The sequence below is a fragment of the Streptomyces sp. NPDC044719 genome (assembly GCF_056433405.1).
Genome location: NZ_JBWKHE010000010.1, coordinates 37004 through 61796, shown reverse-complemented (window position 1 = coordinate 61796; position 24793 = coordinate 37004). Strand labels below are relative to the sequence as shown.

Annotated in this window: 22 protein-coding genes and 1 riboswitch; of the genes, 19 read left to right on the top strand and 3 right to left on the bottom strand. The window is 71.2% G+C overall.

The features are described from left to right. Position 1: 1 nt before the first annotated feature. The 9 genes from AC07DF_RS34590 to AC07DF_RS34550 all read left to right on the top strand — a co-directional run bounded on the left by AC07DF_RS34590 (position 2) and on the right by AC07DF_RS34550 (position 10184). Positions 2-1066, top strand: a complete 1065-nt coding sequence (locus AC07DF_RS34590; RefSeq protein WP_478980766.1) for a polyprenyl synthetase family protein — start codon at positions 2-4, stop codon at positions 1064-1066. A 122-nt stretch (positions 1067-1188) separates the two neighbouring features. Then, the gene (shc, locus tag AC07DF_RS34585) at positions 1189-3222 is read left to right on the top strand and encodes a squalene--hopene cyclase (protein ID WP_478980347.1); all 2034 of its coding nucleotides are present in this window, start codon (positions 1189-1191) and stop codon (positions 3220-3222) included. Beyond that, on the top strand, positions 3222-3863 hold the full coding sequence (locus tag AC07DF_RS34580) for a phosphorylase family protein (protein ID WP_478980345.1): 642 nt from the start codon (positions 3222-3224) through the stop codon (positions 3861-3863). Before shc ends, AC07DF_RS34580 begins: the two co-directional genes overlap by 1 nt. Before the next feature lie 5 nt (positions 3864-3868). Next, positions 3869-4891 carry an adenosyl-hopene transferase HpnH gene (hpnH, locus tag AC07DF_RS34575; protein ID WP_478980343.1) on the top strand — a complete coding sequence of 341 codons (1023 nt, stop codon included), beginning with the start codon at positions 3869-3871 and terminating at the stop codon, positions 4889-4891. A 4-nt stretch (positions 4892-4895) separates the two neighbouring features. Then, positions 4896-6053: a flavodoxin-dependent (E)-4-hydroxy-3-methylbut-2-enyl-diphosphate synthase gene (gene ispG, locus AC07DF_RS34570; protein ID WP_478980341.1), complete on the top strand. Its 1158-nt coding sequence runs from the start codon at positions 4896-4898 to the stop codon at positions 6051-6053. Between the two features lie 28 nt (positions 6054-6081). Then, positions 6082-7977 (top strand): 1-deoxy-D-xylulose-5-phosphate synthase, encoded by a 1896-nt coding sequence (gene dxs, locus AC07DF_RS34565; RefSeq protein WP_478980339.1) that lies wholly within the window; start codon positions 6082-6084, stop codon positions 7975-7977. Further along, positions 7974-9389, top strand: coding sequence for an aspartate aminotransferase family protein (locus AC07DF_RS34560; protein ID WP_478980337.1), 1416 nt, complete (start codon positions 7974-7976; stop codon positions 9387-9389). The genes dxs and AC07DF_RS34560 overlap by 4 nt, the downstream gene beginning before the upstream one ends. A gap of 73 nt (positions 9390-9462) precedes the next feature. Next, positions 9463-10068 carry a helix-turn-helix domain-containing protein gene (locus AC07DF_RS34555; RefSeq protein WP_478980335.1) on the top strand — a complete coding sequence of 202 codons (606 nt, stop codon included), beginning with the start codon at positions 9463-9465 and terminating at the stop codon, positions 10066-10068. Next, entirely contained in the window at positions 10065-10184 is a 120-nt protein-coding gene (locus AC07DF_RS34550) for a DUF6126 family protein (RefSeq protein ID WP_468184472.1), read from the top strand. Before AC07DF_RS34555 ends, AC07DF_RS34550 begins: the two co-directional genes overlap by 4 nt. A 9-nt stretch (positions 10185-10193) precedes the next feature. Here AC07DF_RS34550 and AC07DF_RS34545 read toward each other — a convergent pair whose 3' ends face one another. Further along, positions 10194-10991 (bottom strand): tyrosine-protein phosphatase, encoded by a 798-nt coding sequence (locus AC07DF_RS34545; RefSeq protein ID WP_478980332.1) that lies wholly within the window; start codon positions 10989-10991, stop codon positions 10194-10196. A gap of 179 nt (positions 10992-11170) precedes the next feature. Here AC07DF_RS34545 and AC07DF_RS34540 point away from each other — a divergent pair, with 179 nt between their 5' ends. From AC07DF_RS34540 to AC07DF_RS34525, 4 genes are all read left to right on the top strand, one after another. Next, a complete protein-coding gene (locus AC07DF_RS34540; protein ID WP_478980330.1) occupies positions 11171-13246 on the top strand; it encodes an alpha-galactosidase in 2076 nt (691 codons plus the stop codon). Between the two features lie 330 nt (positions 13247-13576). Beyond that, a riboswitch (cyclic di-AMP (ydaO/yuaA leader) is annotated at positions 13577-13735 on the top strand. Positions 13736-13737: 2 nt separating this feature from the next. Continuing rightward, positions 13738-14661, top strand: coding sequence for a M23 family metallopeptidase (locus AC07DF_RS34535; protein WP_478980328.1), 924 nt, complete (start codon positions 13738-13740; stop codon positions 14659-14661). Between the two features lie 201 nt (positions 14662-14862). Continuing rightward, positions 14863-15579 (top strand): DUF6250 domain-containing protein, encoded by a 717-nt coding sequence (locus tag AC07DF_RS34530; protein WP_478980326.1) that lies wholly within the window; start codon positions 14863-14865, stop codon positions 15577-15579. Positions 15580-15724: 145 nt separating this feature from the next. Further along, the gene (locus AC07DF_RS34525) at positions 15725-16510 is read left to right on the top strand and encodes an SGNH/GDSL hydrolase family protein (protein ID WP_478980764.1); all 786 of its coding nucleotides are present in this window, start codon (positions 15725-15727) and stop codon (positions 16508-16510) included. 167 nt (positions 16511-16677) lie between these two features. Here the strand turns inward: AC07DF_RS34525 and AC07DF_RS34520 are convergent, their stop codons facing one another. Beyond that, the gene (locus AC07DF_RS34520; protein WP_478980324.1) at positions 16678-17286 is read right to left on the bottom strand and encodes a TetR/AcrR family transcriptional regulator; all 609 of its coding nucleotides are present in this window, start codon (positions 17284-17286) and stop codon (positions 16678-16680) included. A gap of 74 nt (positions 17287-17360) precedes the next feature. Next, a complete protein-coding gene (locus tag AC07DF_RS34515) occupies positions 17361-18539 on the bottom strand; it encodes a Glu/Leu/Phe/Val dehydrogenase dimerization domain-containing protein (RefSeq protein ID WP_478980322.1) in 1179 nt (392 codons plus the stop codon). A gap of 138 nt (positions 18540-18677) precedes the next feature. Between AC07DF_RS34515 and AC07DF_RS34510 the strand changes: the two genes are divergently transcribed. The 6 genes from AC07DF_RS34510 (at position 18678) to AC07DF_RS34485 (ending at position 24653) form a co-directional block, all read left to right on the top strand. After that, entirely contained in the window at positions 18678-19943 is a 1266-nt protein-coding gene (locus tag AC07DF_RS34510) for an MBL fold metallo-hydrolase (RefSeq protein WP_478980320.1), read from the top strand. 531 nt (positions 19944-20474) lie between these two features. Beyond that, entirely contained in the window at positions 20475-22535 is a 2061-nt protein-coding gene (locus tag AC07DF_RS34505) for a sensor histidine kinase (RefSeq protein WP_478980318.1), read from the top strand. A 68-nt stretch (positions 22536-22603) separates the two neighbouring features. Continuing rightward, the gene (locus tag AC07DF_RS34500; RefSeq protein ID WP_478980316.1) at positions 22604-23038 is read left to right on the top strand and encodes a roadblock/LC7 domain-containing protein; all 435 of its coding nucleotides are present in this window, start codon (positions 22604-22606) and stop codon (positions 23036-23038) included. A gap of 2 nt (positions 23039-23040) precedes the next feature. Further along, positions 23041-23412, top strand: a complete 372-nt coding sequence (locus tag AC07DF_RS34495) for a DUF742 domain-containing protein (protein ID WP_382486274.1) — start codon at positions 23041-23043, stop codon at positions 23410-23412. Continuing rightward, positions 23390-24019, top strand: a complete 630-nt coding sequence (locus AC07DF_RS34490; RefSeq protein WP_478980313.1) for a GTP-binding protein — start codon at positions 23390-23392, stop codon at positions 24017-24019. The genes AC07DF_RS34495 and AC07DF_RS34490 overlap by 23 nt, the downstream gene beginning before the upstream one ends. Before the next feature lie 61 nt (positions 24020-24080). Continuing rightward, positions 24081-24653, top strand: coding sequence for a GAF domain-containing protein (locus AC07DF_RS34485; RefSeq protein WP_478980311.1), 573 nt, complete (start codon positions 24081-24083; stop codon positions 24651-24653). Positions 24654-24793: the final 140 nt, after the last annotated feature.

The following is a 24793-nucleotide window of genomic DNA, read 5'->3' as shown; positions in this document are numbered from 1 at the left end:
TGTGCCCCCGGCCTCGAAGGCCGCTCGAGAGACCGCGGTGGACGTGGCCGCGCTCCTGGAGCGCGGCCGGACCCTGGCCATGCCGGTACTGCGGGCGGCCATCGACCGCCTGGCACCTCCCATGGACACTGTTGCCGCCTACCACTTCGGATGGATCGACGCCCAGGGCAGGCCCACGGAGGGTGACGGCGGCAAGGCCGTACGCCCCGCACTCGCGGTGCTCTCCGCCGAGGTCATGTCCGCCGCCCCCGAGACCGGCATCCCCGGCGCCGTCGCCGTGGAACTCGTCCACAACTTCTCCCTCCTCCACGACGACCTGATGGACGGCGACGAGCAGCGCCGTCACCGCGACACCGTCTGGAAGGTGCACGGCCCCGCCCAGGCCATCCTGGTCGGCGACGCCCTGTTCGCCCTCGCGAGCGAGGTGCTCCTCGAACTCGGCACCGTCGAGGCCGGCCGCGCCACCCGCCGTCTGACCACCGCCAGCCGCGCCCTGATCGACGGTCAGGCCCAGGACATCTCCTACGAGCACCGCGACCGCGTCACCGTCGAGGAGTGCCTGGAGATGGAGGGCAACAAGACCGGCGCCCTGCTCGCCAGCGCCAGCTCCATCGGCGCGGTGCTCGGCGGCGCCGACGACCGTACCGCCGACACGCTGGAGAAGTACGGCTACCACCTGGGCCTCGCCTTCCAGGCCGTCGACGACCTCCTCGGCATCTGGGGCGACCCGGTCTCCACCGGCAAGCAGACCTGGAGCGACCTGCGCCAGCGCAAGAAGTCGCTGCCGGTCGTGGCCGCCCTCGCGGCGGGCGGCTCCGCCTCGGAGCGGCTCGGCGAGATCCTCGCCGCCGACGCCAAGGCGAGCGACTTCGAGAACTTCTCCGAGGAGGAGTTCGCGGCCCGCGCCGCCCTCATCGAGGAGGCGGGCGGCCGCGAGTGGACCGCCGACGAGGCACGCCGCCAGCACACCATCGCCATCGAAGCCCTCGACGCCGTCGACATGCCCGACCGGGTGCGGGACCAGTTCGCGGCGCTCGCCGACTTCGTCGTCGTACGAAAGAGATGATCACTATCGGTCGAATAGCCCTCGCGTAGTCGCCGGCCGGTGCCGCGAGACAGCACGGAGCACCGGCCGACGGCGGACCCACAGCAGCTGCACACCATGCACCACTGCACGAAGGGGAAGCCATGACAGCGACGACCGACGGAAGCACCGGGGCCCTGCCACCCCGCGCCGCCGCGGCCAGCGAACACGACACCGACACCCCCGTGGCGGCCGGGGTACCCGAAGCCGCCGCACGCGCCGCCCGGCGCGCCACCGACTTCCTGCTCTCCCGCCAGGACACCGAGGGCTGGTGGAAGGGCGACCTCGAGACCAACGTCACGATGGACGCCGAGGACCTGCTGCTCCGTCAGTTCCTCGGCATCCGCGACGAGAAGACCACCCAGGCCGCGGCCCTCTTCATTCGCGGCGAGCAGCGCGACGACGGCGCCTGGGCGACGTTCTACGGCGGCCCCGGCGAGCTCTCCGCCAGCATCGAGGCCTACGTCGCCCTCCGCCTGGCCGGTGACGCGCCCGACGCGCCCCACATGGCCAAGGCCTCCGCCTGGATCCGCGAGCAGGGCGGCATCGCCGCCGCCCGGGTCTTCACGAGGATCTGGCTGGCCCTGTTCGGCTGGTGGAAGTGGGAGGACCTGCCCGAACTCCCCCCGGAACTCGTCTGGTTCCCGAAGTGGCTGCCGCTCAACATCTACGACTTCGGCTGCTGGGCCCGGCAGACCATCGTGCCGCTGACGATCGTCTCCGCGAAGCGGCCGGTACGCCCCGCGCCCTTCCCGCTCGACGAGCTGCACACCGACCCGGCCGCCCCGAACCCCGCCAAGCCCCTCGCCCCGGTGGTCAGTTGGGACGGCGCCTTCCAGCGGATGGACAAGGGCCTGCACGCCCTGCGGAAGGTCGCCCCGCGCCGGCTGCGCAGAGCCGCCATGAACAGCGCCGCCCGCTGGATCGTCGAACGGCAGGAGAACGACGGCTGCTGGGGCGGAATCCAGCCGCCCGCCGTGTACTCGATCATCGCCCTGCACCTGCTCGGCTACGACCTCCAGCACCCCGTGATGCGGGAGGGCCTGGCGTCCCTGGACCGGTTCGCCGTGTGGCGCGAGGACGGGGCCCGGATGATCGAGGCCTGCCAGTCACCGGTCTGGGACACCTGCCTCGCCGCGATCGCGCTCGTCGACGCCGGACTGCCCGCCGACCACCCCCAGTTGGTGAAGGCCGCGGACTGGATGCTGGGCGAGGAGATCGTCAGACCCGGCGACTGGTCCGTCAAACGGCCCGGACTGCCGCCCGGGGGCTGGGCGTTCGAGTTCCACAACGACAACTACCCCGACATCGACGACACCGCCGAGGTGATCCTCGCGCTGCGCCGGATCACGCACCACGACCCGGAGAAGCTGGACAAGGCCATCCGGCGCGGTATGCGCTGGACCCTCGGCATGCAGTCGAAGAACGGCGCGTGGGCCGCCTTCGACGTCGACAACACCAGCCCGTTCCCGAACCGGCTGCCGTTCTGCGACTTCGGCGAGGTCATCGACCCGCCCTCCGCCGACGTCACCGCGCACGTCGTCGAGATGCTCGCGGTGGAGGGACTCGCCCACCACCCGAGCACCCGGCGCGGCATCGAATGGCTGCTGGCCGAACAGGAGCCGGACGGCTCGTGGTTCGGGCGCTGGGGCGTCAACTACGTCTACGGCACCGGATCCGTCGTACCCGCCCTGGTGGCCGCGGGCCTCCCCGCCGCGCACCCGGCGATCCGGCGGGCCGTGACCTGGCTGGAGTCGGTCCAGAACGACGACGGCGGCTGGGGCGAGGACCTGCGCTCCTACAAGGACGTCAAGGAGTGGAGCGGCAAGGGCGCCTCGACCGCCTCCCAGACGGGGTGGGCCCTGATGGCCCTGCTCGCGGCGGGGGAGCGGGACTCCAAGGCCGTCGAACGCGGTATCGAGTGGCTCGCCGCCACCCAGCGGGAGGACGGCTCCTGGGACGAGCCCTACTTCACGGGGACGGGCTTCCCGTGGGACTTCTCGATCAACTACCACCTCTACCGGCAGGTGTTCCCGCTCACCGCGCTCGGCCGGTACGTCCACGGAGAGCCCTTCGCCGACCGGCACCACGGGAGCGGTGCGGCCGGGAGGCCGCTCACCGAGGCCGAGGGGAGCTGATGAGCACCCCGGCCGCCCCGGTTCCGCTGCTGATCGCCTGCGCGCTCGGCATCGAGCAGCTCGCCCTGCGCGCGGGCGACCGAGGCGGCGCCGGCGGGCCGGTCACCGTGCTGCGCACCGGCATGGGGCCGGCGGCGGCCGAGCGGTCCGTCACCCGGATGCTCGCCGATCCGGCCCTGCGCGACGCCGCCGTCCTGGCCACCGGCTTCTGCGCCGGCCTCGCGCCCGGCATGCACCCCGGCGACCTGGTCGTCGCCGAGGAGACCCGCGACCCGCGTGGCACGACCGCCTGCGTCGGGACCGAGCGGCTGGTCAAGGAGCTGGCCCGGGCCGTACCCGGGCGGACCGTGCACACCGGGCCGCTCACCGGCTCCGACCACGTCGTACGCGGTCCCGAACGGTCCGACCTCCGCGCCACCGGCGCGATCGCGGTCGACATGGAGTCCGCCGTCACACTCCTGAGCGCCGTGCGCGCGGGCGAGCGCCCGGTTGCGGCCGTCCGGGTGGTCGTGGACGCTCCAGAACATGAACTCGTCCGGATCGGCACGGTGCGCGGTGGAATATCGGCTTTCCGTATCCTTCGTTCCGTCCTACCCGCTTTCTTCGAATGGCACCGTTCCTTGCTGCTCCCCAGGAGGTGAGCCAGATGGCCATGCCGCTTCGACAGTCCATCAAGGTCGCTACATATTTGGCTGAACAGAAGCTCCGCCGGCGGGACAAGTTCCCGCTGATCGTCGAGCTGGAGCCGCTGTTCGCCTGCAACCTCAAGTGCGAGGGGTGCGGCAAGATCCAGCACCCGGCCGGAGTGCTCAAGCAGCGGATGCCGGTCGCGCAGGCGGTCGGAGCGGTGCTGGAGTCCGGCGCCCCGATGGTGTCCATCGCCGGTGGCGAGCCCCTGATGCACCCGCAGATCGACGAGATCGTGCGTCAGCTGGTGGCCAGGCGGAAGTACGTCTTCCTGTGCACCAACGCGCTGCTCATGCGCAAGAAGATGGACAAGTTCAAGCCCTCCCCTTATTTCGCCTTCGCGGTGCACATCGACGGGCTGCGCGAGCGGCACGACGAGTCGGTGGCGAAGGAGGGCGTCTTCGACGAGGCCGTGGAGGCCATCAAGGAGGCCAAGCGGCGCGGCTTCCGGGTGACCACCAACTCGACCTTCTTCAACACCGACACCCCGCAGACCATCATCGAGGTGCTGAACTTCCTCAACGACGACCTCCGGGTCGACGAGATGATGATCTCGCCCGCCTACGCCTACGAGAAGGCCCCCGACCAGGAGCACTTCCTCGGTGTGGAGCAGACCCGCGAGCTGTTCAAGAAGGCCTTCGCGGGCGGCAACCGGCGGCGCTGGCGGCTCAACCACTCCCCGCTCTTCCTGGACTTCCTGGAGGGCAAGGTCGACTTCCCGTGCACCGCGTGGGCGATCCCGAACTACTCGCTGTTCGGCTGGCAGCGCCCCTGCTACCTGATGAGCGACGGGTACGTGCCCACGTACCGGGAGCTGGTCGAGGACACCGACTGGGACAAGTACGGACGCGGCAAGGACCCGCGCTGCGCCAACTGCATGGCGCACTGCGGCTACGAGCCCACCGCCGTGCTCGCCACCATGGGATCGCTGAAGGAGTCCCTGCGCGCCCTGCGCGAGACGGTCTCCGGAAACCGGGAGTGACGTCATGACCGCTGTCTCGCTGGGTGTCCCCGAGGTGCCGGCCCGGCCGATCGCCGAGCGGCGTGCCTCGCGCCGGATCCAGGTCGGTCCGGTGGCGGTCGGGGGCGGGGCCCCGGTGTCGGTGCAGTCGATGACGACGACCCGTACGTCGGACATCGGCGCCACCCTGCAGCAGATCGCCGAACTCACCGCGTCCGGCTGCCAGATCGTCCGGGTCGCCTGCCCGACCCAGGACGACGCGGACGCGCTCGCGACCATCGCGCGCAAGTCGCAGATCCCGGTGATCGCGGACATCCACTTCCAGCCGAAGTACGTGTTCGCGGCCATCGAGGCGGGCTGCGCGGCCGTCCGCGTCAATCCCGGCAACATCAAGCAGTTCGACGACCGGATCAAGGAGATCGCGCAGGCCGCCAAGGATCACGGCACCCCGATCCGGATCGGCGTCAACGCCGGGTCGCTGGACCGGCGGCTGCTCCAGAAGTACGGCAGGGCGACCCCGGAGGCGCTGGTGGAGAGCGCTTTGTGGGAGGCCTCGCTGTTCGAGGAGCACGGCTTCCGGGACATCAAGATCTCCGTCAAGCACAACGACCCGGTCGTGATGATCGAGGCGTACAGGCAGCTCGCCGAGAGTTGCGACTACCCGCTGCACCTGGGGGTGACCGAGGCGGGCCCGGCGTTCCAGGGCACGATCAAGTCGGCGGTGGCGTTCGGTGCGCTGCTGTCGCGCGGCATCGGCGACACGATCCGGGTGTCGCTGTCGGCCCCGCCGGTCGAGGAGGTCAAGGTCGGCATCCAGATCCTGCAGTCCCTGGGCCTCAGGGAGCGCAGGCTGGAGATCGTCTCCTGCCCCTCGTGCGGACGCGCCCAGGTCGATGTCTACAAGCTCGCCGACGAGGTCACGGCCGGACTCGAGGGCATGGAGGTGCCGTTGCGCGTCGCCGTCATGGGGTGTGTGGTCAACGGCCCCGGCGAGGCGCGGGAGGCCGATCTGGGGGTGGCCTCCGGCAACGGCAAGGGACAGATCTTCGTGAAGGGCGAGGTCATCAAGACCGTCCCCGAGTCGAAGATCGTGGAGACGCTGATCGAAGAGGCGATGAAGCTCGCCGAGCAGATGGAGCAGGACGGCGTGGGGTCGGGGGAGCCGGCCGTCACCGTGAGCTGAGCAGCACGGAATTCGAAGGGGGCCCGACGTGACGATTCTGGAGAGCATCCGGGGACCACGCGATCTGAAGGCGCTGTCCGAGGCGGAACTCGGTGAACTGTCCGGCGAGATCAGGGAGTTCCTGGTGCACGCGGTCGCCAGGACCGGGGGCCATCTGGGACCCAACCTGGGCGTGGTGGAGCTCACCGTTGCCCTGCACCGGGTCTTCGAGTCACCGGTCGACCGCATCCTGTGGGACACCGGCCACCAGAGCTATGTCCACAAGCTTCTGACGGGACGGCAGGACTTCTCCAAACTGCGCGGCAAGGGCGGCCTGTCCGGCTACCCCTCACGTGAGGAGTCCGAGCACGACGTCATCGAGAACAGCCACGCCTCCACGGCCCTCGGCTGGGCCGACGGGCTGGCCAAGGCCCGCCAGGTGCAGGGGGAGAAGGGCCATGTCGTCGCGGTCATCGGCGACGGCGCCCTGACCGGCGGCATGGCCTGGGAGGCCCTGAACAACATCGCGGCCGCCAAGAACCGGCCGCTGATCATCGTCGTCAACGACAACGAACGCTCCTACGCCCCCACCATCGGCGGCCTCGCCAACCACCTCGCCACCCTGCGCACGACCGACAGTTACGAGAGGGTCCTGGCCTGGGGCAAGGACGTGCTCCAGGGCACGCCCCTGGTCGGCCACACCCTCTACGAGGCCCTGCACGGCGCCAAGAAGGGCTTCAAGGACGCCTTCGCCCCGCAGGGCCTGTTCGAGGACCTGGGCCTGAAGTACGTCGGCCCGATCGACGGGCACGACATCGGGGCCGTGGAGTCCGCCCTGCGGCGCGCGAAACGCTTCCACGGGCCGGTCCTCGTCCACTGCCTCACCGAGAAGGGCCGCGGCTACGAACCCGCCCTCGCCCACGAGGAGGACCACTTCCACACCGTCGGCGTCATGGACCCGCTGACCTGCGCGCCGCTCTCACCGGCGGGCGGCCCCTCCTGGACCTCGGTGTTCGGCGACGAGATCGTCAGGATCGGCGAGGAGCGGGACGACGTGGTGGCGATCACCGCCGCCATGCTGCATCCGGTGGGCCTCGGCTCCTTCGCCGAGCGGTTCCCGGACCGGGTGTGGGACGTCGGCATCGCCGAGCAGCACGCGGCCGTGTCCGCGGCGGGCCTGGCGACGGGCGGCCTGCACCCGGTCGTCGCCGTCTACGCGACCTTCCTCAATCGCGCCTTCGACCAGCTCCTCATGGATGTCGCCCTGCACCGCTGCGGGGTGACCTTCGTCCTGGACCGGGCCGGAGTCACCGGCGTCGACGGGGCCTCCCACAACGGCATGTGGGACATGTCCGTCCTCCAGGTCGTGCCCGGCCTGAGGATCGCCGCGCCGCGCGACGCCGACCAGTTGCGCGCCCAGCTGCGCGAGGCGGTCGCCGTCGACGACGCCCCGACCCTGCTGCGCTTCCCGAAGGAGTCCGTCGGCCCGTCGGTCCCGGCTCTGGACCGGGTGGGCGGACTGGACGTGCTGCACCGCGCTCCAGAGCCGCGGGTTCTCCTGGTGGCCGTGGGGGTGATGGCGCCCGTCTGCCTCCAGGCCGCCGACCTGCTCGAAGCCCGCGGGATCGGCTGCACCGTCGTCGACCCCCGCTGGGTCAAGCCCGTCGACCCGGCGCTCCCGGGCCTCGCCGCCGTACACCGCATGGTCGCCGTGGTCGAGGACAACAGCAGGGCCGCCGGGGTCGGTTCGGCCGTGGCGCTGGCCCTCGGTGACGCCGACGTCGACGTACCGGTACGGCGCTTCGGCATCCCGGAGCAGTTCCTCGCGCACGCCAAGCGCGGCGAGGTGCTCGCCGACATCGGCCTGACACCCGTCGAGATCGCCGGACGGATCAGCGCAAGCCTGGCCGTCACGCAAGAGCTGTCCAAGGAGCCACTGGAATGACAACCGCCGAGTCCGCGTCGGAGTCGTCGCAGGCCGGGGAGTTCGACCTCGGCAAGCTGCTGGCCGAGCGCGCGGCCGAGCGCTACGAGCTGCACACCCGGTACCTCAACCACCAGCTCCCGCGCATGCTGCACACCATCGGCTTCGACAAGGTCTACGAGCGCGCCGAGGGCGCCTACTTCTACGACGCGGACGGCAACGACTACCTCGACATGCTCGCCGGGTTCGGGGTGATGGGGATCGGCCGCCACCACCCCGTCGTACGCAAGGCACTGCACGACGTCCTGGACGCCGGTCTCGCCGATCTCACCCGCTTCGACTGCCAGCCGCTGCCGGGCCTGCTGGCGGAGAAGCTGCTCGCGCACAGCCCGCATCTGGACCGGGTGTTCTTCGGCAACAGCGGCACGGAGGCGGTCGAGGGGGCGCTGAAGTTCGCCCGGTTCGTCACCGGCAGACCCAGGATCCTGTACTGCGCGCACGCCTTCCACGGCCTGACCACCGGCTCCCTCTCCGTGAACGGCGAGTCCGGCTTCCGCGACGGCTTCGCCCCGCTGCTGCCCGACACGGCCGTACCGCTCGGCGACCTCGACGCGCTGGAGAAGGAGCTGAAGAAGGGCGATGTCGCCGCGCTGATCGTCGAGCCGATCCAGGGCAAGGGCGTGCTGGCGGCCCCGACCGGCTATCTGCCCGCCGCCCAGGAGTTGCTGCACCGGCACAAGGCGCTGCTCATCGCCGACGAGGTGCAGACCGGTCTCGGCCGCACCGGCGACTTCTACGGCTACCAGCACGAGGAGGGTGTGGAACCGGACCTGGTGTGCGTGGCCAAGGCGCTCTCCGGCGGCTATGTGCCGGTCGGCGCCACGATCGGCAAGGACTGGATCTTCAAGAAGGTCTACTCGTCGATGGACCGGGTGCTGGTCCACTCGGCGAGCTTCGGCTCCAATGCGCAGGCCATGGCGGCGGGCCTCGCGGTGCTGTCGGTGATGGAGAACGAGCAGGTCGTGGCCAACGTCCGGGCCGTCGGAGAACAGCTCAGGTCCCGGCTGGCGGCGCTGACGGACCGGTACGAGATGCTCTCCGACGTCCGCGGCCGGGGACTGATGATCGGCATCGAGTTCGGCCGGCCGAAGTCGCTGAAGCTGCGCAGCCGCTGGACCATGCTCCAGGCCGCGCGCAAGGGACTGTTCGCGCAGATGGTCGTCGTACCGCTGCTTCAGCGGCACCGGATCCTCACCCAGGTCTCCGGCGACCACATGGAGGTGATCAAGCTCATCCCGCCGCTGATCATCGGCGAGCGGGAGGTGGACCGCTTCGTCGACGCCTTCACAGCCGTGATGGACGACGCGCACAACGGCGGTCTGGTGTGGGACTTCGGGAAGACCCTGGTCAAGCAGGCGGTGGCCAACCGGTAGGCGCGGGTTCGGCGGACTTTGCCTCAGAGGCAAGAAAGTTGCCGCAAGGGCAAAGCTCCGACTGAATGGAGGCATGAGTTCCTCCGAACAGCCCGGCGCGCTGCCCGCCGTGGCCCCGCAGCTGCGCGCGCTGCGGCGGCAGGCCTCCCTGACGCTGGAGGCCGCGGCCCGCGCCGCCGGGCTGTCGCCCGCCCACCTCTCCCGTCTGGAGACCGGACAGCGCCAGCCCTCGCTGCCGATGCTGCTCGCGCTCGCCCGTGTCTACGGTACGACCGTTGCCGAACTGCTCGGTGAGACGGTCGCCGACCGGGACGCCGTCGTCCGCGCGGCCGACATGGAACCGACCACGGCGGGCGGCTGGACGTACTGGCAGGCCGGCGCGTCCGGACGCGGGATGCAGGCCCTGCGGGTCCATGTGCCCTACGGCTCCCAGGGCGACATCGTGCGCGTCCACCCGGGCGAGGAGTGGCTCCATGTGCTGCGGGGCCGGCTGCGGCTGCGCCTCGGGGACACCACGCACCGGCTGGCGCCCGGCGACAGCGCCCACTTCGACTCGCTCACCCCGCACCGGATCGCCGCCGAGGACCAGGACGGCGTCGAGCTGCTTTTCGTCCACACCCTGTTGCAGAGTCCCACGGCCACCCTGTGCCTGGGCCCCACCCCTGGAGAGACGCCTTGAGCGACATGGAGGACAAGTTCCCGCGCGCCCTGTGGGTGCGGCTGTTCATCTACCTCGTGATGGGGCATGTCTTCGCCGCGTTCGTCTATTTCCTCTTCGAGGCGGGGGCCCGCTGACCCGTTACTTCAGTCGAGAAGCCGCTCGCGCAGTCGCTCACGCGTCTCCGGAGCGATCTCGAGCCCCTTCTCCATATAGGCGTCGACGCCGCCCCAGGTCTCCTCGATGGTGTCGAAGGCCGCCGACAGATACTCGGCGCGCGCGTCGAACAGAGGGCTGAGCAGCTCCATGACCTCGGGGGAGTAGGCCGAGTCGGCGGAGCCGCTGCGGCGCACCTTGTAGCGGCGGTGCTTGGCGTTCGACTTCAGGTAGTCCTCGACGATCGCCTCGCGCTCGACGCCCACCGCGAGCAGCGTCACCGCGATCGAGAGGCCCGCGCGGTCCTTGCCCGCCGCGCAGTGCATCAGCGCGGGGACGCTGTCCTCGGCCAGCGCGTGCAGCACCTTCGAGTGCTCGCCGGTGCGGTGCTTGATGATCGTGCGGTAGGAGGCGATCATCCGGCCCGCGCCCTTGCCGTCCGAGAGGATCGCGCGCAACTGCTCCAGGTCGCCGTCGCGGACCAGCTTCCAGAACTCGGCGCCGTCGGCGGGGTCGCTCAGCGGCAGGTTCACATTGCGCACTCCCGGAAGCTCGACGTCCGGCCCTTCGAGCTTCTGGTCGGCCTCGTTGCGGAAATCGAAGATCGTGTGCAGGCCCAGACCGGCAAGGAAGGCGGCGTCCTCACTGGTCGCGTGCGCGAGGTGGCCGCTGCGGAACAGCACTCCCGGCCGCACCCGCCGTCCGTCCACGGTCGGCAGTCCGCCCACATCACGGAAGTTGCGCACTGCGGCCAGCTCGGGTTCGGTCGAGGGGACCTGCTGCGTCACGGGGGCTCCTCCCACTCGGTGCCGTCGGCGCGGCTCGTCGACGGGCACTACTTGACGATACGACATGCCTGCCAGGGCCAATGAGTTGTCCACAGGCGTTGCCGGAAGCCCCCTAAGCCCTTGATGATGTTGGGGCCTGGTCGCACCTGGTCGGGCCTGTTCGAATCTGTGAGGGCTTGATGCTGGAGATCTCCGAAGACGGTCGTACATGGGTGCTCTCGGGGCCGGCCAGCAGTTACGCCGTCCATGTCACCGACCGGGACGAGCTGCTGCACCTGCACTGGGGTGCCCGGATCGGCCTCGCCGACGCCGAGGCCCTGGCCGTCCGGCCGCTGCCGGACTACTGGGCCTTCGAGTCCCCGCTCGACGGACGCGAGGAGTACCCGGTCGAGGGCGGCCCCCGCTTCGCCCGGCCCGCCCTGTCCGTGCGCACCGCCGAGCGTCGCGGCACCGAGTGGTCCTACGAGGGCCATGACACCGGCGACGGCGAGCTGCGGCTCCGCTTCCGTGACGGGGACCTCGCCGTCACGCTGCACTACCGGATGCGCTCCTCGGCCGATGTCGTGGAGCGCTGGGTGACCCTGGAGAACCATGGACCCGACGTCGAGGTGCTGCGCGCCGACTCCGCGACCTGGACGCTGCCCGACCGCGACACCTGGCGGCTGTCCCAGCTGCACGGCCGCTGGGGCGCCGAGTCCCGGCTGACGCGCTCCGCTCTCACCTACGGCGAGAAAATCATCGGCAGCCGCCGCGGCCACACCTCCCACCAGCATCTGCCCTGGGTCGCGCTCGACTCCGACGCGACCGAGGAGCGCGGGGAGGTCTACGGCTGCGCCCTGGGCTGGTCCGGGTCCTGGCGGATCGCGGTGGCCCAACTCCCGGACGCCCGCGTGCAGATCACCGGCGGGGCGGGACACGACGACTCGGGCCTGCTGAGGCTGGGCGCGGGCGGGTCGTACACGACCCCCGTCTTCGCCGGGCTCTGGAGCGACGGCGGCTTCGGCGGGGCGAGCCGCGCCTGGCACGCCTGGCAGCGGACCCACGTCGTCCCCGACGCGGACCGGGACCGGCCGGTGCTGTTCAACTCCTGGGAGGCCACCGAGTTCGACATCTCGCAGGAGCAGCAGCGGGCGCTCGCCGAGCGGGCGGCGGCCATGGGTGTCGAGCTGTTCGTGGTCGACGACGGCTGGTTCGGGTCCCGGACCAGCGACCGGGCCGGGCTCGGTGACTGGACGCCCAACCCCGACCGCTTCCCGGGCGGACTGAAGCCGCTCGCCGACCATGTGCACGGTCTCGGTATGCAGTTCGGGATCTGGGTCGAGCCGGAGATGGTCAACGCGGACAGCGACCTGTACCGCGCCCACCCCGACTGGGTGCAGTATCAATCGGGACGAAAGCGGACGGAGTTCCGCAATCAGCTCGTACTGAACCTGGCCCGCGAGGACGTCCAGGAGTACCTGTGGGAGCAGCTCGACGGGCTGCTCTCCAGCGCCCCCATCGACTACGTCAAGTGGGACTTCAACCGCTGCTTCACCGACGCCGGCTGGCCGGACGACCCCTACCCGCAGCGGCTCTGGGTCGACCACGTACATGCCCTGTACGCCCTGCTGGACCGGCTGCGGGCGGCGCACCCCGGTGTGGCCTTCGAGTCCTGCTCGGGTGGTGGCGGCCGGATCGACCTCGGGGTGCTGGGCCGCACGGACCAGGTGTGGACCTCCGACAACACCGACCCGCTCGACCGGCTCGCCATCCAGCACGGCTTCAGCCAGATCCATCCGGCCCGGGTCATGGCCGCCTGGGTCACCGACAGCCCGAACGCCATGCTCAACCAGCGGTCCAGCTCCCTGCGGTTCCGGTTCGTCAGTGCCATGGCCGGCGTGCTCGGGGTGGGCGGCGACCTCACGCGGTGGACGCCGGAGGAGCTCGCCGAGGCCCGGGGCTGGGTGGAGCTCTACAAGGAGATCCGGCCCGTGGTGCAGCGCGGCGACCTGTACCGGCTGCGGGCGCCGGAGGGCGGCTCGAGCGCGGTGCAGTACGTCCTCGGTGACGAGACCGTCGTCCTCGTCTGGCTCCAGGCGCAGCGCTACGGCGAGCCCGTTCCGGCGCTCCGGCTGCGGGGCCTCGACCCGACAGCAGTGTATGAATGCCCCGAAACGGGCGAAGTTCACCGAGGGGCCGTACTTACTCATCACGGGCTGCGAATCGGCCTGCGCGGGGACCTGGATGCCACGGTCGTCCGCCTTAGGCGTAAGTAGCCGTTCTGTCCGGATCGGGTAGATAAGGCGAATAAGGCGCTTCAGGTGTTTCGGTGTAACGTGCCCCGATCGTAAAGGAGATGTGGTCGGGGTGCGTGACCATCGTCATATTCGTGACGATGTGTTGTCGTCATGTGCACGTAATTCTCGCGCTATTCAGGGACATTGAGGAAACCGGGAGATCGGTAATCCACGCTCGGTGACGGTAAATATGCCGATGCGTCCAGAGAAACGCGGTCACAGGCAACCGCAAGCTTGTCCCATTGCGTCTTGGTCGCTTACGTTCCACACCAATCCGGACGGACGCCTAATCCTGCCGCCGCCCGGAGCCCCACACACTCACCCGTGTATGGCAGGAGCGGGGGACCCACAGGTAAGACGCCTGTTCCGGTTCCCGGAACGGCTTGGGGTTCAGCCGCACTTCGGTGCGGCCGGGCATCTCCAGCCCGCACCCGACAGCTCACCTCGCAGGCGCCGGAGAGGAATTCGCCATGCCCGCGAAGGGTAAGCACCGCCGCCCGAAGTCCCAGCGTTTCACCCGCTCCATCGCCGTCGCCGGAACCGGTGGCGCCGCCCTCGCCCTTCCGCTCATGGGGGCCACCGGCGCCCACGCCGCGACCCCGCAGTCGGCTCCGGAAAAGGCCGTCCAGTCCGCTCCGGCCGCCGAGAAGAAGGCCGCCGAAAAGGCCACGGGCGCCCACACGTACACCGTGAGGGCCGGCGACTATCTCGCGAAGATAGCCGACGACCAGAACGTCAGCGGCGGCTGGAAGAAGCTCTACAGCGACAACCGTGACGCCGTCGGCTCCGACCCGTCGCTGATCCACCCGGGCCTGAAGCTCTCGATCGGCAAGAAGGCGGCGAGCGCGCCCAAGACGCAGTCGTCCGCGCCCAAGGCGGCCGAGAAGCCGAAGGCGTCGGCTGAGAAGTCGTCCGCCGCCGAGTCGTCCTCGAAGGCCGGCACCGCCGCGAAGCCGGCCGCCGCCAAGCCGGCCGCCGAGGCCTCCGGCTTCAGCCTCCCGGTGGACGGCGCCGCCGTCGGCACCCCGTACCACATGTCCGGCAGCATGTGGTCCAGCGGCTATCACACCGGTGTCGACTTCGTCGTCCCGACCGGCACCTCGCTCAAGGCCGTCGGCGCCGGCACGGTCGTCTCCGCCGGCTGGGGCGGCGCGTACGGCAACCAGGTCGTCATCCAGCTCGAGGACGGCAAGTACGCGCAGTACGCCCACCTGTCCCAGCTCTCCGTCTCGGCCGGCCAGACCGTGACGGCCGGGCAGCAGGTCGGCCTGTCCGGTGCGACCGGCAATGTGACCGGACCGCACCTGCACTTCGAGATCCGCACCTCGCCGGACTACGGCTCGGACGTGGACCCGGTCGCCTACCTGCGCTCGCACGGCGTCTCCGTGGGCTGACCGACCGCGACACCCCCTGCCTGACACGCAGCCGAAGGCCGGACCCCGATCCCCGGGTCAGGCCTTCGGTGTGTGCGGCTGCCGATCGACTCAAGGGATGGACCCTCAAGGGATCGCCACTCAAGGGATCGACAGGGGGCGGCAGTTGGGCCACAGTGATCCCGTCGTGAGTGCAAGCGCTTTCTGAAGGAGCTGTGTTCCGTGCCGACCACCCGCAGAATGTTGGGAGCCCTGACGGCGGGAGCCGCGCTGGCGGCCCTCGCCCCGATGCAGAGCGCGAACGCCGCACCCCGGAACCGGCGCCTCATCGCCCACGACGACTTCTGCCACGGACTCGGTCAGTGGGCGACCGAACTCCAGGACGGCGGGTCCGTCACCGCCTCCCGAGGCGTCCTGGACATCGACGTACCGGCCGGGGCGACCGTCTGGTACAGACGGCGCCTCGAGGGACCGTACGTCCTCGAATACACCGCCACGCCCGTCTCCGAGGGCGGGGCCAACGACCGGGTCTCGGACCTCAACAACTTCTGGAACGCGACCGACGTCCGCTCCCCGGACGACCTCTTCGCCACGCCACGTGGCGGGGCGCTGGAGGAGTACGACCACCTGACGACCTACTACGCCGGATACGGCGCCAACTACAACACCACGACCCGGCTGCGGCGTTATGTGGGCCAGGCCGGTGTGCGTCCCCTGATCCACGACTACACCGAGCCGCTGCTGGTCCCGGGCGAGCCGAACCGGGTCCGGATCGTCTCGAACGGGTCGACGGTGCGGTGGTGGAACAACGGGCGGCTCGTTTTCGACTACACCGACCCGCAGCCGTACACGAGCGGGCACTTCGCCTTCCGGACCGTGTGGAGCCACTTCCGGATCACGGGCTTCCGGGTGTGGCGACTGACCCCGCAACGTCCGTGAGGGGTGGCCTATTCCGGAGTTGGCGAACACTTTAGGAGTGGCTTATCTCACCGCCCGTCAACCCTTTCCTACGGTCGCGTAGGTCACATTCGAGGGTGAATTATGAGCGGCTGTGGCAGACGATTCGAAGAGTGACAGCAGAGCAGTGATCGGGTCGTACGTGGCGGTGGGGGACAGCTTCACCGAGGGCGTCGGCGATCCCGGCCCCGACGGGGCGTTCGTCGGCTGGGCCGACCGGTTCGCCGTGCTGCTCGCCGACCGCAGGCCCGAAGGCGACTTCCGGTACACCAACCTGGCCGTACGCGGAAAACTCCTCGACCAGATCGTGGCGAACCAGCTTCCGCGGGCCGTCGACATGGCCCCGGACCTCGTCTCGTTCTGCGCCGGGGGCAACGACATCATCCGGCCCGGCACCGATCCGGACGAGGTGGCCGAGCGGTTCGAGCGGGCCGTCGCCCAGTTGGCCGCGGTGGCCGGCACGGTGATGGTGACGACCGGGTTCGACACCCGTCGCGTGCCCGTGCTCAGGCATCTGCGCGGCAAGATCGCCACCTACAACGGGCACGTCCGGGCCATCGCCGACCGCTACGGCTGCCCGGTGCTCGACCTGTGGTCCCTGCGCAGTGTCCAGGACCGCCGGGCCTGGGACGCCGACCGGCTGCACCTGTCGCCCGACGGGCACACGCGCGTGGCGCTCCGCGCGGGCCAGGTGCTCGGCCTCGAGGTCCCGGCCGACCCCGAACAGGAGTGGCCTCCGCTGCCGCCCCGCGGCACGCTCGACGTCCGGCGGGACGACGTCCACTGGGCGCGCGAGTTCCTGGTGCCGTGGATCGGACGCCGGTTGCGCGGGGAGTCGTCGGGGGACCATGTGACGGCCAAGGGGGCGCTGTCGCCGGAGGACATCAGGATGCGGATCGGGTCGGTGGCGTAGCGCCTGCGGTTCGTCGTGGGCCGGGGCCGCGTCTGGGAGTGTGGGCCCGTCGTGGCTGCCGCCCCAGCCGCGGGCACGCGTGCCGCTGGGGGCGGTACGGGTGGGCGCAGCGGCACCCCGCTCCGCGGGCTGCGGAGCCCCCGGCCTCAGCGGCACCGCCCGGTTGCCTACGACAAGGCCGCCGGATCCAGGCCCAGTTCGCGCGACAGCGCGTCCTCCACCCACTCCTGCGCCCGGGCCCGCGGCACCGCGCCCTCGTAGGACGTCAGCTGGACCGCGAGCCCGTCGAGCAGGGCGGTGAGGCGCAGGGCCGTGCCGTGCGGGTCGGGGCAGCGGAACTCGCCGGCCGCCACGCCCTCCGCGATGACCTCGGCGATGGCCGCCTTCCACTGCCGGTCGAGATCCTGGGCGACCTCCCGCAGCGCCGGCTCGCGCAGCGCCGCCGCCCAGCCCTCGATCCACAGCCGCCAGCCCTTGGCCTGGCCCGTGGGGGCGTACCACCGTACGGCCGACCGCAGCCGGCGCAGCGCGGACGTACGGCGGCCCAGCAGCTTGTTCAGTTGCGCGAGGTCGCCCTCCGCCGCGTGCCGGAACGCGGCGGCCACCAGCTGTTCCTTCGTCGAGAAGTGATAGAGGACCAGCGCGTTGCTCACCCCGAGCACCGAGGCGATGTCGGCGATCCTGACCGCCGTCACGCCCCGCGCCTCGATCTGCTCGACGGCGGCCCGCAGCAGATCACCGCGCCGTTCCGCCACGCTCAACCGGACTCTCGTCACGCCGTCACCCTACACACCCGCGTGCACCCTCTTGACGTGTGGATTCGGCCGCTCCGGCAGGGGGCGCGTGGCCGTCATCGGTACCAGCCGAAGCGCTCCGCGATCAGTGGCAGCCGGTCCGCCGCGATGGCGTGGGCGGCTGCTCGCGGTGTCGTGCCGTCGGCCTGCGCGCGGGCCAGCATCCGCTCGACCAGGGCCCGCATCGAGCCGCGGATGTGGGCGAACGCCTCCTGCGCGTCGGCGCCGATGTCCCCGAAGAGCGTCCACCACCACCAGGCGTTCGTCCCGGAGTTGACCACCACGTCCGGCAGCACGGTCACCCCGCGCGCGGTCAGCAGCAGTTCCGCCTCCGGTCGTACGGGCATGTTGGCCGCCTCGACGACCCAGCGCGCGGTGATCCGCTCCTGGTTCCCGGAGTCGATCGCGTACGAGACGGCCGCGGGTACCAGCACGTCCGTGTCGGCCGACAGCCACGCGTCCCCGGGCAGGTCGCGGTCGCCGCGCCGCAGCGCGGAGCGGTCCACGGTGCCGTGGGCGTCCCGCGCGGCGAGCAGCGCCTCGACGTCCAGGCCTTCCTGGTTGGCGATCGTGCCCTTGAGGTCGGCGACGGCCACGACCGTGAGCCCCGCCCGCGCGAGGAAGCGGGCGGTCGCCCCGCCCATGGTGCCCAGTCCCTGGAGGGCCACCCGCGTCCCCGCGTACGGCACGCCGGCCCGGTCCAGGGCCGTGAGGGCCGCCTCGGCCACACCGCAGCCGCCGGCCAGCTCGTCGAGACCCAGGCCGTCCACCTCGACCGCGAACGCGTCCCCGAGCCGCCGCCGCGCCTCGGCCTCGTCGTCCAGCAGCGGATACACGGCCTGTATGGAGGAGACCAGGCCCGCCTCGGCGGCGGCCCGGTCGACCAGGTCCTGGGTGAGCCCGAGATCCTCGCCCGTCGTCCAGCAGCTCTCGATGTACGGCCGCATCGCGCGCAGGTAGCGCACGAGCACGGGGTACGCCTCCGGGTCCCGGGGGTCGCAGTCGATGCCGCCCTTCGCGCCGCCGAGCGGGACGTAGCGGCTCTCGGGGTCGTAGTGCAGGGCCTCCTTCATGGTCATCCCGCGGGCCAGGCCCGTGACCTCCTCCAGGGTGCAGCCCGCGCGCATCCGCAGACCGCCGCTGGCGACACCGCGCACCAGCCGGTCGACGACCAGAAAACCCTGGTGGCCGGTGAGGTGGTCGGTCCAGGTGAGGGACAGCAGGGGGCCGGCCATTCGGGCTCCTTCGCCGGGGTCGCTGAGGGGGTTACTGAATCACCGGTCAGTATCACCCCCGGAGGGACCCCGGTGCCCCGGTGTTGTCGGAGGGGCCGACCATAATGGAAAGCCTGACCGACTCCACTTGGAGGTACCGTGGCCGGTTTCCGTTCCCTGAGCACCGGGCTCCGTGCGCTGCGGCCCGAGGCGTTCGGCGCGGATCCGCGCGGTGAGCGCATGGCGCGCATCCGCAGATCGCCCCACTTCGCGGACGGGGTCTTCCAGAACCCCGGCGGCCCCGCGCGGACCCGGCCCTCGGGCTCCACCCTGGACTTCGCGAAGGTCTTCTTCGACAAGGAGACCCGGCCCCGACGCAGCCCGAAGGGCACGGTGCCGCTGCACTCCACCACCCTCGCCGACATCTCCAGACCCCCGGCCACGGGGCTGCGGCTGACCTGGATGGGGCACTCCAGCGTGCTCGCGGAGATCGACGGCCGACGGGTCCTGTTCGACCCGGTGTGGGGCGAGCGCTGCTCCCCCTTCCCCTTCGCCGGGCCCAAGCGGCTGCACCCGGCGCCCCTGCCGCTGGCCGCGCTCGGCCCGGTCGACGTGGTGGTCGTCTCGCACGACCACTACGACCACCTGGACATGCCCACCATCAAGGCCCTGGCCGGCACGGACACGCAGTTCGCCGTGCCGCTCGGCGTCGGCGCGCACCTGGAGCACTGGGGCGTGTCCGCCGGCCGGCTGCGCGAACTGGACTGGCACGAGACCACGAAGATCGGCGGCCTCGCCCTGACCGCCACCCCGGCCCGGCACTTCTGCGGCCGGGGCCTGCGCAACACCCAGCACACCCTGTGGGCCTCCTGGGTCGTCGCCGGGGAGGAGCACCGGATCTACCACAGCGGCGACACCGGCTACTTCGAGGGCTTCAAGGAGATCGGCGCCGAGCACGGGCCGTTCGACGCCACGATGATCCAGATCGGCGCGTACTCCGATTTCTGGCCCGACATCCACATGACCCCCGAGGAAGGCATGCGCGCCCACCTCGACCTCCAGGGCGGACCGGAGCACGGTCCGATGCTGCCGATCCACTGGGCCACCTTCAATCTCGCGACGCATCCGTGGGCGGACCCCGGCGAGGGGACGGTCGCGGCCGCCCGCGCGGTGGGGGCCCGGGTCGCCCTGCCCCGCCCCGGCGAGCCCTTCGAGCCCACGGCGGAAACCGTGCCGTCCGAGCCGTGGTGGCGTGGGGTGGCGCTCGCCCCGGCGGGTGGATTCCCGGCCGGGGAGGCCCTCCCGGACGCCACGATCACGACCGCGTCGGACACGGTAGCTGTGGCCCAGGCCGATACGGTGAGTGATGGCCGGGGTGGGCCGGCCAAGGGAACCGAGGACCCCGAGACGCTCCCGGCGGGCTGACGGGGAGCAGACGGCAGGTAGACGGCGAGGGCCGGGGAGCGAGAGGCTCCCCGGCCCTCGCCGTTTCCGTGTGACCGCTTCTGACCAGGTCGGATCGTGCTGCGTCCGTTCATGGCCGAGTGCGGGACGAAGTTATCGGTCTGTCGTACGAGACCTCATACCAGAGCAGGACGCTCACCGTATGAGTTTGTCAACTGCCCACCGCACATGATGCGCTGGCGACTACTGTCAGTGGCCGTCGGGAAACAGGGCGGATCAGGGAGCGGGGACCGGCACGTGCAGGCGCAAGGCGGACGAGGGAGTCGACGCGGCGGGGATCCCCGCCGCCCACGCACCACCGACGCCGGTACGGCTACGGCCGTGGCCTCCGGCCCGGAACGGGACCCGGATTCCGGTCGCGCCGGAGCCGGTCGGAAGCGGGGAGCGTCCGGGCCGGCGGCCCGCAGGGCGCGGAAGCCACCACGCGAGCCCGATCGCACGCCCGCGAGCCCCCCTGGCACCCAGCACCGACGGACCAGTACGAGGACACCGATGTCTCACCTCCGCGCCCCGGCCACACGCGCAGACCGCCGTGAGGGCGGGCGGCACGGGCGGCCGGCCGCCCGCACCGCACCCGCGCTGCCCGAGACTCATATACGGCCCCAGCTGCTGCGCCTCGCCGTGCTGCCGCCCGTCGCCGTCGCCCTCAGCGGCTGTGCCGCCGTCCTCTTCGCCGTCCGGTCCACCGGAGCGCGGCCGGGCCTCACCCTGTGGGCCGTGCTCGCCGGGGCGGTCTCGGTCACCCTGGTCGGCATCGTCGTCGCCGCGGTGGCGGCCAACCGGGCGGCCCGGTCCGTGCACGACCGCATCGGCGCCCTGCGCCGCACCACCGCGCGACGCGAAGCCGACCTGCGCGGCCTGGTCGAGACGCTGCGCCGCGGCGACGGCCCGCCACAGCACGCTCCCGACGATCAGCGCGGCGGTCCCGCCGAGGACGCCGGCGACTTCGACCTGCTCGCGGCCGACCTGACCCGTGCGCACGACGGCGCCCTCACCGCCGTCGTCGAGGCCGCGCAGCTCTCCAGCCAAGCGGGCAGTGAACAGAAGCTCGAGGTGTTCGTCAACCTCGCCCGGCGCCTGCAATCGCTGGTGCACCGCGAGATCTCCATCCTCGACGAGCTGGAGAACGAGATGGAGGACCCCGAACTGCTCAAGGGGCTCTTCCACGTCGACCACCTCGCCACCCGTATCCGCCGGCACGCGGAGAACCTCGCCGTGCTCGGCGGGGCGGTCTCCCGCCGCCAGTGGAGCAACCCGGTCTCCATGACCGAGGTCCTGCGCTCGGCCATCGCCGAGGTCGAGCAGTACTCGCGGGTCAAACTCGTGCCGCCGATCGACGGTACCCTGCGCGGCCACGCCGTCGCGGACGTCATCCACCTGCTGGCCGAACTCGTCGAGAACGCCACGGTGTTCTCCGCCCCGCAGACCCAGGTGCTGCTGCGCGCCAACCTCGTCACCTCCGGGCTCGCCGTGGAGGTCGAGGACCGCGGACTCGGCATGCCCGTCGAGGAGCAGGCGCGGATGAACGCCCTGCTCGCCGACCCGGACCAGGTGAACGTCGCCCGGCTTTTGGCGGACGGCCGCATCGGCCTGTTCGTGGTCTCACAGCTCGCCCGGCGGCACGGCATCAACGTCCGCCTCCAGACCAACATCTACGGCGGAGTGCAGGCGGTGCTCGTCGTGCCGCAGGCGCTGCTCGGGGCTGAACCGGGTGCGCCGGCGGGCACCGCACAGCCGCAGGGCGGGCAGGCTGGAGCTGGAGCTGGAGCTGGAGCTGGAGCTGGAGCTGGAGCTGGGACCGGGACCGGGACCGGGACCGGGAGCGGAGCCGGAGGCGGTGCCCGGACGGTGCCCGAGGGCGGCGCCCGAGCGGATTCCCGGAAGCCGTCCCCGGCCGAGGCGGCGGGGTCCGGCGGCGTCGGCCCCGGCGGCTCGCCCGATGCCGGCTCCGTGCCCGCGTCAGGGTCCTCGACGGTGTACGGGTTCTCGTCCGTGTCGGGTGCCGCGTCCGAGGCACGTCCGTCGGCCCCGCCCTCCGCACCCGCCGCGTCCCGAGCCCACCAGCGCGAAACCGAACCGGACTTGGGCGGAACCCCGAAGAACGGCCACCCCGCGCCCCTGCCCGTGCGCGGGACCCACCGGGAGCGCCCCACCCCGGCCGAGGCACGGCCCGGGATCAGCCCGGACGACCGGCGCGTCCTCGCCGGGAACGTGACCGATCCGCCCACCCCCCGCAACGGCGCCGTGCGCGGCACCATGGGCAAACCCCAACTGCCCCGCCGCCGCGCCCAGGAACACATCGCACCCCAGTTGCGCGACGGTCCCACGCCGCGCCAGGACCCCGAGTACCTCGTCGGCCACGACCCCGGTCTGATGGCGGCCTTCCAGCGCGGCATCAGCCTCGCCGAGGCGCAACAGCACATGGAGTCCGGGGACATGAGCCGAGGCGACAGCAAGCGGCCGACGCACATCGAGCCGGCACACCTGGAGCCGGTGCACACCGACCACAGCACCACCACCACCCGGCGGGACGGGAGCGCACCCGCCGGATGACCACCCCCGTTTCCACCCCCACCCCCAGCGCTCCCGCAGACCTTCGTACCCCAAGGAGTCGATCCACCATGGCGAGCGATGCGCCGACCGCCCAGGTATCCGATCTCGACTGGCTGATGAGCGGCCTCGTGCAGCGCGTACCGCACACGAACGCCGCCGTGCTCCTGTCCTGCGACGGGCTCGTGAAGTCCGTGCACGGCCTCGACCCGGACAGTGCCGACCACATGGCCGCCCTGGCCTCCGGCCTGTACTCCCTCGGCCGCAGCGCCGGTGTCCGCTTCGGCGACGGCGGCGACGTTCGGCAGGTCGTCGTCGAACTCGCCTCGACCCTGCTGTTCGTCACCACCGCCGGCTCCGGCACCTGCCTGGCCGTGCTCGCCGGCCGCGAGGCCGACGCGGCCGTGCTCGGCTACGAGATGGCGATGCTCGTCAAGAGCGTCCGCCCCTACCTGGTCACCGCTCCCCGGCAGCAGTCCGTCGAATCCCCGGCGATGAGGCCTTGACCGTGACGGCGGCCGGTGACGGGCCCTGGCTCGACGACGCGGCCGGGCGGCTGGTGCGCCCGTTCACCGTCAGCAACGGCCGCACCCGTCCCACCGTCGCGCTCGACCTCATGTCGCAGCTGATGGCCACCGGGGCGACCCCCCTCGGCTATCTCGGCCCCGAGCACACGCAGGCGCTCGACCTGTGCCGCGCGCCCGTCGCGGTCGCCGAGGTCGCCGCCCATCTCAAACTGCCGGTGGCCGTCACCAAGGTGCTGCTGGCGGACCTCGTCGACTGCGGGGCGCTGACCACCAAGCCCCCCGCGTTCTACCACAACCCGACGGACCGGGCCCTTCTGGAGGCAGTGCTCGATGGACTACGACGACAGCTCTGACTACGCCGACGGACCGCGCGGCGGCGCCGATCCGTTCCCCACCGCACTCAAGATCCTGGTCGCGGGCGGGTTCGGCGTGGGCAAGACGACCTTCGTCGGCGCGGTCAGCGAGATCGCGCCGCTCAGCACGGAGGAACTGCTCACCACCGTCAGTGCCGCGACCGACAACCTCGACGGCATCGAGAACAAGGTCGAGACGACCGTGGCCATGGACTTCGGCCGCATCACCCTCGACCCGAAACATGTGCTGTACCTGTTCGGCACACCCGGCCAGGAGCGGTTCTGGTTCATGTGGGACGAGTTGTGCGAGGGCGCCCTCGGGGCGGTCATCCTCGCCGACACCCGCCGTCTGGAGGAGTGTTTCGCGGCGGTCGACTTCTTCGAACAGCGCGGCCTCGGCTTCATCGTCGCCGTCAACGAGTTCGACGGCTCCCACCGCTACGACCCCGAGGAGGTGCGCGCGGCCCTCGACCTGACCGTGGACGTCCCTGTCGTGTGCTGCGACGCCCGGATCTCCAGCTCCGGGGTCCGGACCCTGCTGACCCTCGTGCGCCACCTCATCGCCCACACCCCGGCCCCCACGACGGGGTACGGCGCCCATATGTGACCCCCTCACACCTGCCACGGAGCCTCTATATGACGCATGCCCACACTTCGCGAGTACGCCCATGAGCTACGACCCGCCGCGCCCGGCCGGTCGTCTGCTGCTCACGCCCGAGGACAAGGAGGCCCCCGCCCGCACCGACCGACTGCGCCGGCTGGGTCTGGGGGAGCGCCCCGAACCCGCACTCGACGCCTTCGCGTACCGCCTGGCCGAGCTCACCGGTGCGCCGTACGCCATGGTCAACTTCCCCGACGAGCAGCGGCAGTTCTACGCGGGCCTGTACGTCCCGGCTGTCGCGCCGGTGGTGCGCGGTGACGGCACCAGCCCTCAGGTGGGCCGTGCCCTGCCCCGCGACCATGGCTTCTGCCCCCATGTGGTGGCGCGACGCAAGGCCCTGGTCCTGGAGGACGTCCGCGACTACCCGCGGTTCGCGGGCAATCCGGTGGTCGACGAGTTCGGCATCCGCTCCTATCTGGGGGCGCCGCTCCTCGACGGTACGGGGCTGGTGCTGGGCACGGTCAGTGTCGCGGACGTCGAGCCGCGGGCCTGGGGGAAGCCGGGCCTGACGGCCATCAAGGAACACGCCGCGCAGCTCGTCCTGCGGCTGGAGGGCCTGGACGGCTCGCTGCCCTACTGAACGTCCGTGTTTCCCGGAGTCTCCCGAGGGCGTGAAGGAAAGCTGAGGCGGCGCTTAAGAAATCCTCGATGGACCGGTGCGGCCGCCGTACGGCAGATTGCAGTGCGATCCCACTCCTCTCCCGGCCCAGGGGCTCCTTC

What these genes read in the sequence shown, in the direction of transcription:
- shc (WP_478980347.1), top strand. Translation starts at nt 1,189, where the DNA reads ATGACAGCGACGACCGACGGAAGCACCGGGGCCCTGCCACCCCGCGCC.
- AC07DF_RS34580 (WP_478980345.1), top strand. Translation starts at nt 3,222, where the DNA reads ATGAGCACCCCGGCCGCCCCGGTTCCGCTGCTGATCGCCTGCGCGCTC.
- hpnH (WP_478980343.1), top strand. Translation starts at nt 3,869, where the DNA reads ATGGCCATGCCGCTTCGACAGTCCATCAAGGTCGCTACATATTTGGCT.
- ispG (WP_478980341.1), top strand. Translation starts at nt 4,896, where the DNA reads ATGACCGCTGTCTCGCTGGGTGTCCCCGAGGTGCCGGCCCGGCCGATC.
- AC07DF_RS34560 (WP_478980337.1), top strand. Translation starts at nt 7,974, where the DNA reads ATGACAACCGCCGAGTCCGCGTCGGAGTCGTCGCAGGCCGGGGAGTTC.
- AC07DF_RS34555 (WP_478980335.1), top strand. Translation starts at nt 9,463, where the DNA reads ATGAGTTCCTCCGAACAGCCCGGCGCGCTGCCCGCCGTGGCCCCGCAG.
- AC07DF_RS34540 (WP_478980330.1), top strand. Translation starts at nt 11,171, where the DNA reads ATGCTGGAGATCTCCGAAGACGGTCGTACATGGGTGCTCTCGGGGCCG.
- AC07DF_RS34535 (WP_478980328.1), top strand. Translation starts at nt 13,738, where the DNA reads ATGCCCGCGAAGGGTAAGCACCGCCGCCCGAAGTCCCAGCGTTTCACC.
- AC07DF_RS34515 (WP_478980322.1), bottom strand. Translation starts at nt 18,539, where the DNA reads ATGGCCGGCCCCCTGCTGTCCCTCACCTGGACCGACCACCTCACCGGC.
- AC07DF_RS34505 (WP_478980318.1), top strand. Translation starts at nt 20,475, where the DNA reads ATGTCTCACCTCCGCGCCCCGGCCACACGCGCAGACCGCCGTGAGGGC.
- AC07DF_RS34500 (WP_478980316.1), top strand. Translation starts at nt 22,604, where the DNA reads ATGGCGAGCGATGCGCCGACCGCCCAGGTATCCGATCTCGACTGGCTG.
- AC07DF_RS34490 (WP_478980313.1), top strand. Translation starts at nt 23,390, where the DNA reads ATGGACTACGACGACAGCTCTGACTACGCCGACGGACCGCGCGGCGGC.
- AC07DF_RS34485 (WP_478980311.1), top strand. Translation starts at nt 24,081, where the DNA reads ATGAGCTACGACCCGCCGCGCCCGGCCGGTCGTCTGCTGCTCACGCCC.